The following is a 12,751-nucleotide window of genomic DNA, read 5'->3' as shown; positions in this document are numbered from 1 at the left end:
AGCGCCTGTAGCGCAGGGTCTAAGCGTGACAGGCAAGGTGATGAGGCGAAGTCAGCGGCCTGACCTCCTGCCTGTGGGTTGATTCCTTGTCTTCGCAGAGAATCCTGGCGTTCTGTTCCCTGGCTGCGATCAGGATCTCGACATTCACCCGCTCATTGATTTCTTTCCGGTGCGTTGTGTTACCCGGCAAAGCTGACTAACATGTCAGAAAATTCATCCTATGATTGGATGAAAAGGCGAGTCCTGTGTCAGATATTTCTCCATTAGTTAAGCGATCTTTGGTCGATCAGGCCCTGGAGCGGTTGCGCTTGCGCATCAACAACGGCACCTGGACCATCGGCCAGCGCTTGCCCACCGAGCCGGAACTGGCACTTGAGTTGGGCATCAGCCGCAATACGGTGCGTGAGGCCATGCGCGTGTTGGCGTTTTCCGGGTTGATCGAAATTCGCCAGGGCGACGGCAGTTACCTGCGGGCAGTGGTTGATCCGCTGGATACCATGAAGGCGTTGTCCCGCTGCTCCCCCGAGCAGGCCCGGGAGACTCGGCACATTCTTGAAGTCGAGGCCATTGGCCTGGCGGCACTGCGGCGCACCGATGACGACCTCAAGGCACTGCATGAAGCCCTTGGCGTCAGCGGCAGCCACTACCACGGTGATCTCGACAGTTACATCGCCTGCGATCTGGTGTTCCACCGTCGACTGGTGGACGCCGCGCACAACCCGACCTTGAGCGAGCTGTACCGCTACTTTTCCAGCATCGTTGGCGCGCATCTGCGCCAGACCCTGAATATCACGCCGCGGCGCCAGGAGGTGTTCGACCTGCACATCGAGCTGCTGAATGCCGTCGAGCAACGCGACCCGGAACTGGCCAAAGCCATTTCCCGGAAGCTGATCAATGAACCTTGAGACCGAGAACCCCATGTCCGATAACGCCCCACAGGCGACCCGTAGCAGCATGACCCAGACCAAACGCACGGCGGAACTCGAACAGCTGTTGATCGATGCCGAAGCCGATGACGACGTAGTCCAGCAAAGCCATCCGCTGCTGCACCGCCCGTGGCTGTTGCTGCTGGGCTTGATGCTGGTGGCGTTGAACCTGCGCCCGGCGCTGTCGAGTATGGCGCCGTTGCTCAGCGACGTGTCGAAAAGCCTCGGGCTGTCGGCGGCGCAAGCGGGGTTGCTGACCACCTTGCCGGTGCTCTGTCTTGGCCTGTTCGCTCCGCTGGCACCGATTCTGGCGCGACGATTCGGTGCCGAGCGGGTGGTCCTGGGCATCCTGCTGACCCTGGCGGGCGGAATCCTGTTGCGCAGTTCATTTGGAGAAACCGGTTTGTTTGCCGGCAGCATCCTGGCCGGTGCCAGTATCGGGGTGATCGGCGTGTTGCTGCCGGGCATCGTCAAACGCGATTTCCCCAGACACGCCGGGACCATGACCGGGGTCTACACCATGGCGCTGTGCCTGGGCGCGGCCATGGCGGCGGGGGCGACGGTCCCGCTCAGCCAGCATTTCGACGGCAGCTGGGCCATGGGGCTGGGGTTGTGGATCGTGCCGGCACTGGTCGCGGCCGTGTTCTGGTTGCCGCAAGTCGGGCACAAACAGGGTGCGCACAATGTGGCTTATCGGGTGCGCGGTTTACTGCGTGATCCGCTGGCCTGGCAAGTGACCTTGTACATGGGCTTGCAATCCTCTCTAGCCTACATCGTCTTCGGTTGGTTGCCGTCGATTCTGATCGGCCGCGGCCTGACTCCGACACAGGCGGGGCTGGTATTGTCCGGTTCGGTCATCGTCCAGCTGGCCAGCTCGCTGGCTGCGCCGTGGCTGGCAACCCGAGGCAAGGATCAGCGTCTGGCGATAGTGGTCGTAATGGCGCTGGTGATGGCGGGATTGTTTGGCTGTTTATACGCGCCGCTCGAAGGCCTCTGGGGTTGGGCGATTCTGCTCGGTCTGGGGCAGGGCGGGGCGTTCAGTCTGGCGCTGACCCTGATTGTCTTGCGGTCGCGCGACGCCCATGTCGCGGCAAATCTGTCGGGCATGGCCCAGGGTATCGGTTACACCCTGGCGTCCATGGGCCCGTTCGCGGTCGGCCTGGTGCACGACCTGACGGGCGGCTGGACTGCGCTGGGCTGGATTTTCGGGGTGATCGGTATAGCCGCGATCCTCGCCGGCCTCGGCGCCGGACGTTCGCTGTACGTCCAGGTCGAAAGCGAAAAGGTCTGACGCAAGCGCACTGTCGGTATTGCTGTCATGAATGCCGATAGTTTTCAGCGCATTTGCCCACTATCGTGCAGGTACCCTTTCGATACATCGGAGCCTTGTTCATGAGTGACGCCCACAACGCATTGATCACTGAGTTCTATAAAGCTTTCCAGCGGCGGGATGCCGAGGCCATGAGTGCCTGTTACACCGAGGATGTGGTGTTCAGTGATCCGGCGTTTGGCGAGTTGCGCGGGCGTGATGTCGGTGACATGTGGCGCATGCTGACCACTCGGGCCAAAGACTTCACCCTGACCTTCGACAACGTGCGCAGTGATGAACGCAGCGGCAGCGCCCATTGGCTGGCGACTTACCTGTTCAGCCAGACCGGGAACATCGTGGTCAACGATATCCAGGCGCGCTTCGTTTTTCGCGACGGCAAAATCTGTGAGCACCACGACCAGTTCGATTTGTGGCGCTGGTCGCGGCAGGCGCTGGGCGTCAAAGGCCTGTTGCTGGGCTGGACGCCATTGGTGAGAAACGCCGTCCGGGCGCAAGCGTTGAAAGGTTTGAGGGCGTTCCAGAGCAGTCGTTAAAGGTTGGCCTCTGCTAAGATCGCCGTTGGTTTTCATCACACCAAGATCGTCACGTGAACAGTAGCGTCCCCACCTCCGTCAACAGCGTCGAACCCGCGATTGCGATCAGCAAACCGTGGTTTGTCTATTTGGTGCGCGCGGCCAATGGTTCACTCTATTGCGGGATCAGCGATGATCCCGTGCGCCGGTTCGCCACCCATCAACGTGGCAAGGGCGCGCGCTTTTTCCTGTCGAGCCCGGCGGTGGCCCTGGTCTACACAGAAATCTGCCGCGACAAGGGTGAAGCCCTGCGTCAGGAACGCCTGATCAAAAAACTCAAGAAAAGCGCCAAGGAATGCCTGGTGGCCAGTGCTTCGGTCGGCACATCAAGCTGACGGTAACGTCAGGGTGCCCGGGTATTGTCTAGTTTGTGATGGTGGGCCTGGCACTGGCGTGTCTTTACCTTTTATCAATCTGCCTGATAAGCCCCCATCAGCCAGATGGGTAGGCTGCTTACCTTTTGCGCGTTAAGCTGGTTGTCTCTATTCACCCGGCGGGCTGCAGCATGTCAGAGTTGATTCTTCACCATTACTCCACGTCGCTTTTTGCTGAGAAGGCCCGTCTTTTGCTGGGCTTCAAGGGGCTGTCCTGGCGCTCGGTAAACATCCCGGCGGTGATGCCCAAGCCGGATCTGACGGCGTTGACCGGCGGCTATCGCAAGACTCCCGTGCTGCAGGTCGGCGCCGATATCTACTGCGATACCGCGCTGATCGCCCGTCGCCTCGAACAGGAAAAATCCTCGCCGGCGCTGTTTCCGGAAGGCAAGGAACTGGTGGTTGCGGCTTTTGCGGCCTGGGCTGATTCGGTGGTATTCCAGCACGCGGTGAGCCTGGTATTCCAGCCGGAATCGATAGCCGTACGCTTCGCCAAAATGGCGCCCGAAGCCGTTGAGTACTTTGTCGCTGACCGTGCAGGTTTGTTCGCTGGCGGCAGTGCCACTCGATTATCGGCAGCGCAGGCCAAGCATCAATGGCCAACCATCATGGGGCGGCTCGAGCAACAGCTGCAAAGAGAAGAGGGGGATTTCCTGTTCGGTGAGCCGTCGATCGCTGACTTCGCCCTGGCACACAGCCTGTGGTTCCTCAAGGCAACACCCGTGACTGCACCCTTTGTCGACAACTACCCGGCGGTCTCCTCGTGGCTGGCTCGGGTACTGAGTTTCGGCCATGGCGCCTCAAACGAAATGAGCTCGAGCGAAGCCCTGGAAATTGCCCGCCGGACCGAGCCGGCAGCCTTGCCTGATGAAGTTTTCCAGGACCCGAATGGTTTCAAGGCCGGTCAGCAGGTGGTGATTGCCGCAACGGACTATGGCGTCGACCCGGTTGCCGGCGAGTTGCTGTTTGCCGGCAGCGAAGAGTTGATCCTGCGTCGTGAAGATGAGCGCGGCGGGGTGGTGCACGTGCACTTTCCGCGCTTTGGGTTTTGCATCGAAGCGCTCTCGTAGGAGCTGCCGCAGGCTGCGATCTTTTGATCTTCGCGTCCGGTTGGAAAACCGGTGAACCACTGAAAAGATCGCAGCCTGCGGCAGCTCCTACACGGGGGGGGCGTACGGCCGGTCTGGTGCGGCGGCTCCTATTTCAATGCTGTCAGGATAGCCTCAGGGCTGTAACCGCGAATTAAGGTGCCATTCACATCCAGCAGGGGAATCCCCCGTCCACCCAGGGCCTCATAGGCCTTGCGTGCTTCGGCATTCTTCTCGATGTCGAACTCGTTGTACGGGATGCCTTGCTGATCGAGGAAGCGCCGGGTCAGCTTGCAGTAGCCACACCAGTCAGTGGCGTAGAGCACGACCCTGGCGTTGGCCTGGGTCTGCTCGGACACTGACGCCTGCGGGTTGAACAGTCGCTCGATCTTGCCCCAGTTCTGATAAGCCACGACCACCAGCAGGATCAGCAGAAATTTCTTCAGTATCCCGTTCAACATCAGTTGCGACGCTTGAGCTGGTCGGTCAGTTGGGTCGGCAGGCCCTTGATGATCAGTGTCCCGGCTTCTTCGTCGTATTCGATCTTCGAGCCCAGCAGGTGCGCTTCGAAGCTGATGGACAAGCCCTCGGCGCGGCCGGTGAAGCGACGGAACTGGTTGAGGGTGCGTTTATCGGCAGGAATTTCCGGCGACAGGCCGTAGTCCTTGTTGCGGATGTGATCGTAGAAGGCTTTCGGACGCTCTTCGTCGATCAGCTCGGACAATTCCTCCAGCCCCATTGGCTCGCCCATTTTTGCCTGGCTGCTGGCGTAATCCACCAGGGTCTTGGTCTTTTCCCGGGCGGACTCTTCCGGCAGGTCCTCGCTTTCGACGAAGTCGCTGAAGGCCTTGAGCAGCGTGCGGGTCTCGCCAGGGCCGTCGACGCCTTCCTGGCAGCCGATGAAGTCGCGGAAGTACTCCGAGACCTTCTTGCCGTTCTTGCCCTTGATGAACGAGATGTACTGCTTGGATTGCTTGTTGTTTTGCCACTCCGAGATGTTGATCCGCGCCGCCAGGTGCAACTGGCCCAGATCAAGGTGGCGGGAGGGGGTCACGTCCAGCTCGGCGTTCACCGCGACGCCTTCGCTATGGTGCAGCAGGGCGATGGCCAGGTAGTCGGTCATGCCTTGCTGGTAGTGGGCAAACAACACGTGGCCACCCACCGAGAGGTTGGACTCTTCCATCAGTTTTTGCAGGTGTTCGACCGCCACACGGCTGAAGCCAGTGAAGTCCTTGCCGCCGTCGAGGTATTCCTTCAGCCAGCCGCTGAAAGGGTGCGCCCCGGATTCCGCATGGAACAAGCCCCAGGCTTTGCCTTGCTTGGCGTTGTAGCTCTCGTTGAGGTCGGCAAGCATGTGCTCGATGGCCTGGGATTGCGCCAGTTCGGAGTCGCGAGCGTGGAGAACTGCAGGTGTACCGTCGGGTTTTTTGTCGATCAGGTGGACGATGCAATGACGGATCGGCATGGGCTTCTCGGCTGGTTGAATGGGGGAGGGGCGAGCTCCCCGAAAAAGCGCCCAGTGTACCGCACCTGCTAGTTTTGGCGGTGTCCGACAGGCCTTTTGGGCCGGTCTGACCACAGGTATGCAAATTTTTACGGTTTTAGTGCGATAAAGCTGACCAAATGGGTAGGTAGAGGCGGATATTTCCCCGTCTCTGTGCTAGTTTTGCCCGGTCTTGCGCCCAGTAAAGGCGTTAAGCGTGCATTCAGCATTTGTCAGGTCGAACCAAACCCTGAATTTGTTATCTACATCCCCGATTCGTCGCGGTTTGTAATCGGGTGCCAGGTCCAGGCGACCTGGCTCGATGGCTGACACTGCACTCTGCAATCCAAATGAATTTGATAGGGAAGGAACACCACCATGGCTATGACTAAAGACCAACTGATCGCTGATATCGCTGAAGCCATCGACGCGCCGAAAACCACCGCGCGTAACGCTCTGGACCAACTGGGCCAAATCGTTGCTGATCAATTGGAAAATGGCGGCGAAATCACTCTGCCAGGTATCGGCAAGCTGAAAGTGACCGAGCGTCCTGCCCGTACTGGCCGTAACCCATCGACTGGCGCTGCCATCGAAATCGCTGCCAAGAAAGTTATCAAGCTGGTTGTGGCTAAAGGCCTGACCGACGCTGTTAACAAGTAAGACGCAGCAAAAAAAACCGTGCTCCGGAGCGATCCGGGCACGGTTTTTTGTTGCCCGGGCTTTACCCGGGCGTCACCTGGTCAGTCCTTGCGAACCCAGCGCTGGCGCCAGGCCTGTTGCTCGGTTTTGGTCTGGAAGGTCCAGGCGACGAAGCGGCTCTGCTTCTGGCCCTGGGACATCTCCACCACCTGGCTTTCCAATACACCGGCCTTTTTCAGCGCAGTCTGGATCGCCGGCAGGTTCGAGGCTTTCGACACCAGGGTGCTGAACCACAGCACTTTTTGCTGAAAATGCGCGCTCTCGGCGATCAGCTGCGTCACAAACCGTGCTTCGCCGCCTTCACACCACAGCTCTGCCGATTGACCGCCGAAGTTCAGCACCGGCAGTTTGCGTTTCGGGTCGGCACGGCCCAGGGCGCGCCATTTACGCTCGCTGCCACGGGTGGCTTCGTCCATGGAGGCGTGGAAGGGCGGGTTGCACATGGTCAGGTCAAACCGCTCGCCGGGTTCGAGCAAACCCAGCAGGATCTGCTTGGGGTTGGTTTGCAGGCGCAAGCTGATGGCTTTGTTCAGACCGTTGGACTGGATAATGGCTTTGGCCGCGGCGATGGCCTTGGGGTCGACTTCCGAACCAAGGAACTGCCAGCGGTAGTCGCTGTAACCGATCAGCGGATACACGCAGTTGGCGCCCATGCCGATATCCAGCACCTTCACCGCGGCGCCACGAGGGATCACGCCTTCATTGCCGCTGGCCAGCAGGTCGGCCAGAAAATGCACGTAATCGGCGCGGCCTGGAACCGGCGGGCACAGGTAGTCGGCCGGGATGTCCCAGTGGGCGATGCCGTAGAACGACTTGAGCAAAGCCCGGTTGAACACCCGTACCGCGTCCGGGCTGGCGAAGTCGATGCTTTCCTTGCCGTACGGGTTGATGATCACGAACTGCGCCAGTTCCGGCGTGGTTTTGATCAGTTGGGCGAAGTCATAGCGGCCCTGGTGGCGATTGCGCGGGTGAAGGGTGGCCTTCTCGCGGGGAACGGCAGCTTTGGCGGGAGTCGCTGACTGGGGCTTTTTGTGCGGTGTTCTGGGGGTGGTCATGGGCGAAGTCGATTCGGGGCTGGCTCAAAGTGAGGGGTATTGTCCCACATCCGACCCTGTTTCAGGGTCGATCACAAAAAGTGGCAACACTGATCAAATAATGTGGGAGCGAGCTTGCTCGCGATGGGGCCGCAACATTCGATATTGATGTCGGCTGACAGGACCCTATCGGGAGCAAGCTCGCTCCCACAGGGGGGCTCAGTGTTTTGGAAAAAGGGGCAGGCATAAAAAAGGGAGGCCACACAGGCCTCCCTCTTTCATTGCGATCTACCGTTACAAACTGGCAATCCGCGCATGTTGCTCGGCCAGCTTGCCCAGTGCCTGTTCGGCTTCGGCCAGTTTGGCGCGTTCCTTGTCGATGACTTCGGCCGGGGCCTTGTCAACGAACGCGGCATTGGACAGCTTGCCGCCGACCCGTTGCACTTCGCCTTGCAGACGCTGGATTTCCTTGTCCAGGCGCGCCAGTTCCGCGGCCTTGTCGATCAGGCCGGCCATTGGCACCAACACTTCCATCTCGCCGACCAGAGCGGTAGCGGACAGCGGTGCTTCGGCGCCTGGGGCGAGAATGGTGATCGACTCGAGCTTGGCCAGCTTCTTCAGCAGGGCATCGTTCTCGGTGAGACGACGCTGATCTTCAGCACTGACGTTTTTCAGGAACAGGGTCAGGGGCTTGCCCGGGCCGATGTTCATTTCGCCACGGATGTTGCGAGTGCCGAGCATCAGGCTCTTGAGCCATTCGATGTCGTCTTCGGCTGCCGGATCGATGCGTTCGTCGTTGGCCACTGGCCACGGTTGCAGCATGATCGTCTTGCCTTCAACGCCGGCCAGCGGCGCCAGGCGCTGCCAGATTTCTTCGGTGATGAACGGCATGAACGGGTGCGCCAGGCGCAGGGCAACTTCCAGCACCCGAACCAGCGTGCGACGGGTGCCGCGCTGACGTTCCACCGGCGCGTTGTCGTCCCACAGCACAGGCTTGGAGAGTTCCAGGTACCAGTCGCAATACTGGTTCCAGATGAACTCGTACAAGGCTTGCGCGGCCAGGTCGAAACGGAACTGGTCGAGTTGGCGGGTCACTTCGGCTTCGGTGCGTTGCAGCTGCGAGATGATCCAGCGATCGGCCAGGGACAGCTCGAAGGCTTCGCCGTTCTGGCCACAGTCTTCGCCCTTGTCCAGCACGTAGCGCGCGGCGTTCCAGATCTTGTTGCAGAAGTTGCGATAGCCTTCGACGCGGCCCATGTCGAACTTGATGTCGCGGCCGGTGGAGGCCAGCGAGCAGAAAGTGAAACGCAGGGCATCGGTGCCGTAGCTGGCGATACCCTCGGCGAACTCGTCGCGGGTCTGCTTCTCGATCTTCTTCGCCAGTTTTGGCTGCATCAAGCCCTGGGTGCGTTTCTGCACCAGGGTTTCCAGGTCGATGCCGTCGATGATGTCCAGCGGGTCAAGGACGTTGCCCTTGGACTTGGACATCTTCTGGCCCTGGCCATCGCGGACCAGACCGTGCACGTAGACGGTCTTGAACGGTACCTGCGGAGTGCCGTCTTCGTTCTTCACCAAGTGCATGGTGAGCATGATCATCCGGGCGACCCAGAAGAAAATGATGTCGAAGCCCGTCACCAGCACGTCGGTGGAGTGGAATTTCTTCAGGAACTCGGTCTGCTCCGGCCAGCCGAGGGTGGAGAAAGTCCACAAGCCCGAGCTGAACCAGGTGTCGAGGACATCATTGTCCTGTTGCAACGCGACGTCCGGGCCAAGGTTGTTCTTGGCGCGCACTTCGGCTTCGTCGCGACCGACATAGACTTTGCCCGACTCGTCGTACCAGGCCGGAATCCGATGGCCCCACCACAGCTGACGGCTGATGCACCAATCCTGGATGTCGCGCATCCAGGAGAAGTACATGTTTTCGTACTGCTTGGGCACGAAGGCAATCCGGCCGTCTTCAACGGCGGCAATCGCCGGTTCTGCCAGAGGCTTGGTGGAGACGTACCACTGGTCGGTCAGCCACGGTTCGATGATGGTCCCGGAGCGATCGCCTTTCGGCACTTTCAGGGCATGATCATCAACGCTCACCAGCAAATCCAGAGCCTGGAGGTCGGCCACGATCTGCTTGCGCGCTTCGAAACGGTCGAGGCCGGCGTATTTGGCTGGCAGGCTGCCATCGACTTGCTCGTTAAGCTTGCCGTCGAGGTTGAACACCTGAGCGGCTGGCAGTACAGCGGCGTTCTTGTCGAAAATGTTCAGCAGCGGCAGGTTGTGGCGCTTGCCGACTTCATAGTCGTTGAAATCGTGGGCCGGGGTGATTTTCACGCAGCCGGTGCCGAATTCAGGGTCGCAGTAATCATCGGCGATGATCGGAATGCGGCGGCCTACCAGTGGCAGCTCGACAAACTTGCCGATCAGCGCTTTATAACGTTCGTCTTCCGGGTTCACCGCGACAGCGGCGTCGCCGAGCATGGTTTCCGGACGCGTGGTGGCGACGATCAGGTGATCCAGGCCGTCAGCGGTTTTAGCGCCATCGGCCAGCGGATAACGCAGGTTCCACAGGAAGCCTTTTTCGTCGTGGTTTTCCACTTCGAGGTCGGAGATCGCCGTGTGCAACTTGGTGTCCCAGTTGACCAGACGCTTGCCGCGGTAGATCAGGCCGTCTTCGTGCAGGCGCACAAAGGCTTCTTTAACGGCTTCGGAAAGGCCGTCGTCCATGGTGAAGCGCTCGCGGCTCCAGTCCACGGACGAGCCGAGGCGGCGGATCTGGCGGCTGATGTTGCCGCCGGACTGATCCTTCCATTCCCAGACTTTCTCGAGGAATTTCTCGCGGCCCAGGTCATGACGGCTCTGGCCTTGGGCTTCGAGTTGGCGCTCCACCAGCATTTGCGTGGCGATACCGGCGTGGTCCGTGCCCGGCTGCCACAGGGTGTCGCGACCCTGCATGCGGCGGAAACGGATCAGCGCGTCCATGATCGCGTTGTTGAAGCCATGGCCCATGTGCAGGCTGCCAGTGACGTTCGGCGGCGGAATCATGATGGTGTAGGAATCGCCCGCGCCTTGCGGAGCGAAATAATTCTCGGACTCCCAGGTGTTGTACCAGGAAGTTTCAATGGCGTGCGGCTGGTAGGTCTTATCCATGCGCGGCGGGACCCTATTGGCATTTATTCAGGAAAAGCCGGCAAGTATAGCGGGGATGTGCCCCCGGGCGTAGCCTGAGGTGATGATGAGGAGAGGAAATTGCGGCCACTGGCCCTGCGTCCCGTCGCCGCGCCACCCTTACTGTTTCTCAACTGCGGGTGTATCGTATTCGCTTTTTGCAGGCCCAGGCCTGTTGCGGATACGCGAGGTAGTTGAGTCCATGTCCTTTACCCGTCGACAAATACTCGGTGGTCTGGCCGGCCTTGTGGTGGTCGGGGTCGGGGCCGGCGGTGCGTCGCGCTACTGGTTGGGGAAGATGGCCGACGCCGATGCGGGCCACGATTATCAGCTAATCGCCGCGCCGCTGGACGTTGAACTGGTTCCCGGGCATAAAACCGAGGCTTGGGCCTTTGGTCCTTCGGCACCGGGCACCGAGCTGCGAGTGCGCCAAGGCGAGTGGCTGCGGGTGCGTTTCATCAACCATCTGCCGGTGGCGACCACCATTCACTGGCACGGTATTCGCCTGCCGCTGGAAATGGACGGCGTCCCCTACGTCTCGCAGTTGCCGGTGTTGCCCGGTGAATATTTCGACTACAAATTCCGCGTGCCGGACGCTGGCAGCTACTGGTATCACCCTCACGTGAACAGCAGCGAAGAACTGGGTAAGGGGCTGGTCGGACCGCTGATCATCGAAGAGCGCGAGCCCACCGGTTTCAACTACGAGCGGACCCTGAGCCTCAAGAGCTGGCACGTCGACGAACAAGGCGCTTACTTGCCCTTCAGTATTCCCCGTGAAGCGGCCCGTGGCGGTACGGCCGGACGCCTGGCGACCATTAACGGCGTAGCGCAGGCGGTGATCGACCTGCCAGCCGGGCAGATCACCCGGGTGCGCTTGCTTAATCTGGACAACACCCTGACCTACCGCCTCAACATCCCCGGCGTCGAAGCGCAGATCTACGCGCTGGATGGCAATCCCATCGAACCGCGGCCGCTGGGCAAGGAATACTGGCTGGGACCCGGCATGCGGATCTGCCTGGCGATCAAGGCGCCGCCGGTCGGCGAAGAGCTCTCGTTGCGCAATGGCCCGGTGCGCCTGGGAACGTTCCGTTCGGTAGCGCACAACGATGCTCCGACCGAGTGGCCACCCGCATTGCCGGCCAACCCGATCGCCGAACCGGACCTCGCCAACGCCGAGAAACTCAACTTCAACTTCGAGTGGGTTGGCTCGGTCTCGGTGAACGTGGAGAATAGGCCTCCAAGCCTGTGGCAGATCAACGGCAAGGCCTGGGACATCACCGACAAGACCTGCGCCGACCGCCCGATTGCCACGCTCAAAAAGGGCAAGAGCTACATTTTCGAATTGAAGAACATGACTCAGTATCAGCACCCGATCCACCTGCATGGCATGAGCTTCAAGGTCATCGCCTCGAACCGCAAGAAGATCACCCCGTACTTCACCGACACCTATCTGCTGGGCAAGAACGAGCGCGCCCGGGTGGCGCTGGTGGCGGATAATCCGGGGGTGTGGATGTTCCACTGCCATGTGATCGACCATATGGAAACCGGCCTGATGGCCGCCATCGAGGTCTCCTGATGCGTCAGATGCGTCCAGCGCAAATCATCGATCGCAGTCGCGATCAGGACTTCATGCGCGAAGCCCTGGTTCTTGCCGCCCAAGGCGCCGCACTGGGCGAGGTGCCGGTCGGCGCGGTGTTGGTGCAGGATGGTGAAATCATCGGCCGCGGCTTCAACTGCCCGATCAGCGGCAGCGACCCCAGTGCCCATGCCGAGATGGTGGCGATTCGTGCTGCTGCGCAAGCGGCGAGCAACTATCGGCTACCGGGCAGTACGTTGTACGTCACCCTGGAGCCATGCAGCATGTGCGCCGGGTTGATCGTGCATTCGCGGATTGCGCGGGTGGTGTATGGGGCCCTGGAACCCAAGGCCGGGATCGTGCAAAGCCAGGGGCAATTCTTCAGCCAGGGTTTCCTCAACCATCGGGTGCTGTTCGAGGGTGGGGTGCTGGCTGAAGAGTGTGGTGCGGTGTTGAGCGAGTTTTTCAAGGCGCGGCGGGCGCGGCCAGCCGACTGAACGCATTTCTAGA

At 60.5% G+C, this 12,751-nt stretch carries 12 protein-coding genes; 8 read left to right on the top strand and 4 right to left on the bottom strand.

Annotated elements, in window-relative coordinates; genetic code table 11:
• The first annotated feature begins 245 nt into the window (after window positions 1-245).
• From F8N85_RS13220 to F8N85_RS13200, 5 genes are all read left to right on the top strand, one after another.
• A complete protein-coding gene (locus F8N85_RS13220; RefSeq protein WP_150804041.1) occupies window positions 246-905 on the top strand; it encodes a FadR/GntR family transcriptional regulator in 660 nt (219 codons plus the stop codon).
• A complete protein-coding gene (locus F8N85_RS13215; RefSeq protein ID WP_150804040.1) occupies window positions 895-2,217 on the top strand; it encodes a CynX/NimT family MFS transporter in 1,323 nt (440 codons plus the stop codon). The genes F8N85_RS13220 and F8N85_RS13215 overlap by 11 nt, the downstream gene beginning before the upstream one ends.
• 101 nt (window positions 2,218-2,318) lie before the next feature.
• A complete protein-coding gene (locus F8N85_RS13210; protein ID WP_150804039.1) occupies window positions 2,319-2,789 on the top strand; it encodes a nuclear transport factor 2 family protein in 471 nt (156 codons plus the stop codon).
• A 53-nt stretch (window positions 2,790-2,842) separates the two neighbouring features.
• Entirely contained in the window at window positions 2,843-3,163 is a 321-nt protein-coding gene (locus F8N85_RS13205) for a GIY-YIG nuclease family protein (protein ID WP_150804038.1), read from the top strand.
• 170 nt (window positions 3,164-3,333) lie between these two features.
• Complete coding sequence (locus F8N85_RS13200) at window positions 3,334-4,272, top strand: glutathione S-transferase family protein (RefSeq protein ID WP_150804037.1); 939 nt, start codon at window positions 3,334-3,336, stop codon at window positions 4,270-4,272.
• Window positions 4,273-4,400: 128 nt separating this feature from the next.
• Here the strand turns inward: F8N85_RS13200 and F8N85_RS13195 are convergent, their stop codons facing one another.
• On the bottom strand, window positions 4,401-4,751 hold the full coding sequence (locus tag F8N85_RS13195; protein ID WP_150804036.1) for a glutaredoxin family protein: 351 nt from the start codon (window positions 4,749-4,751) through the stop codon (window positions 4,401-4,403).
• Window positions 4,751-5,755 (bottom strand): nucleoid-associated protein YejK, encoded by a 1,005-nt coding sequence (gene yejK, locus F8N85_RS13190; RefSeq protein ID WP_150804035.1) that lies wholly within the window; start codon window positions 5,753-5,755, stop codon window positions 4,751-4,753. The genes F8N85_RS13195 and yejK overlap by 1 nt, the downstream gene beginning before the upstream one ends.
• 396 nt (window positions 5,756-6,151) lie before the next feature.
• On the opposite strand from yejK, the gene F8N85_RS13185 reads away from it, so the two are divergent.
• On the top strand, window positions 6,152-6,433 hold the full coding sequence (locus tag F8N85_RS13185; RefSeq protein ID WP_150640524.1) for an HU family DNA-binding protein: 282 nt from the start codon (window positions 6,152-6,154) through the stop codon (window positions 6,431-6,433).
• Between the two features lie 80 nt (window positions 6,434-6,513).
• On the opposite strand, the gene rlmF is transcribed toward F8N85_RS13185, so the two are convergent.
• Window positions 6,514-7,527, bottom strand: coding sequence for a 23S rRNA (adenine(1618)-N(6))-methyltransferase RlmF (rlmF, locus tag F8N85_RS13180; protein WP_150804034.1), 1,014 nt, complete (start codon window positions 7,525-7,527; stop codon window positions 6,514-6,516).
• A 273-nt stretch (window positions 7,528-7,800) separates the two neighbouring features.
• Entirely contained in the window at window positions 7,801-10,647 is a 2,847-nt protein-coding gene (locus F8N85_RS13175; RefSeq protein ID WP_150804033.1) for a valine--tRNA ligase, read from the bottom strand.
• Window positions 10,648-10,867: 220 nt separating this feature from the next.
• Here F8N85_RS13175 and F8N85_RS13170 point away from each other — a divergent pair, with 220 nt between their 5' ends.
• The gene (locus F8N85_RS13170) at window positions 10,868-12,241 is read left to right on the top strand and encodes a multicopper oxidase family protein (protein WP_150804032.1); all 1,374 of its coding nucleotides are present in this window, start codon (window positions 10,868-10,870) and stop codon (window positions 12,239-12,241) included.
• Window positions 12,241-12,738: a tRNA adenosine(34) deaminase TadA gene (gene tadA, locus F8N85_RS13165; RefSeq protein ID WP_150804031.1), complete on the top strand. Its 498-nt coding sequence runs from the start codon at window positions 12,241-12,243 to the stop codon at window positions 12,736-12,738. The genes F8N85_RS13170 and tadA overlap by 1 nt, the downstream gene beginning before the upstream one ends.
• Window positions 12,739-12,751: the final 13 nt, after the last annotated feature.

The organism is Pseudomonas fluorescens, assembly GCF_902497875.1.
Taxonomy (GTDB): domain Bacteria; phylum Pseudomonadota; class Gammaproteobacteria; order Pseudomonadales; family Pseudomonadaceae; genus Aquipseudomonas; species Aquipseudomonas fluorescens_BR.
This window is presented reverse-complemented; position numbering and strand designations above follow the sequence as displayed.

What these genes read in the sequence shown, in the direction of transcription:
- rlmF (WP_150804034.1), bottom strand. Translation starts at nt 7,527, where the DNA reads ATGACCACCCCCAGAACACCGCACAAAAAGCCCCAGTCAGCGACTCCC.
- yejK (WP_150804035.1), bottom strand. Translation starts at nt 5,755, where the DNA reads ATGCCGATCCGTCATTGCATCGTCCACCTGATCGACAAAAAACCCGAC.
- F8N85_RS13200 (WP_150804037.1), top strand. Translation starts at nt 3,334, where the DNA reads ATGTCAGAGTTGATTCTTCACCATTACTCCACGTCGCTTTTTGCTGAG.
- F8N85_RS13210 (WP_150804039.1), top strand. Translation starts at nt 2,319, where the DNA reads ATGAGTGACGCCCACAACGCATTGATCACTGAGTTCTATAAAGCTTTC.
- F8N85_RS13215 (WP_150804040.1), top strand. Translation starts at nt 895, where the DNA reads ATGAACCTTGAGACCGAGAACCCCATGTCCGATAACGCCCCACAGGCG.
- F8N85_RS13170 (WP_150804032.1), top strand. Translation starts at nt 10,868, where the DNA reads ATGTCCTTTACCCGTCGACAAATACTCGGTGGTCTGGCCGGCCTTGTG.
- tadA (WP_150804031.1), top strand. Translation starts at nt 12,241, where the DNA reads ATGCGTCAGATGCGTCCAGCGCAAATCATCGATCGCAGTCGCGATCAG.
- F8N85_RS13195 (WP_150804036.1), bottom strand. Translation starts at nt 4,751, where the DNA reads ATGTTGAACGGGATACTGAAGAAATTTCTGCTGATCCTGCTGGTGGTC.
- F8N85_RS13185 (WP_150640524.1), top strand. Translation starts at nt 6,152, where the DNA reads ATGGCTATGACTAAAGACCAACTGATCGCTGATATCGCTGAAGCCATC.
- F8N85_RS13175 (WP_150804033.1), bottom strand. Translation starts at nt 10,647, where the DNA reads ATGGATAAGACCTACCAGCCGCACGCCATTGAAACTTCCTGGTACAAC.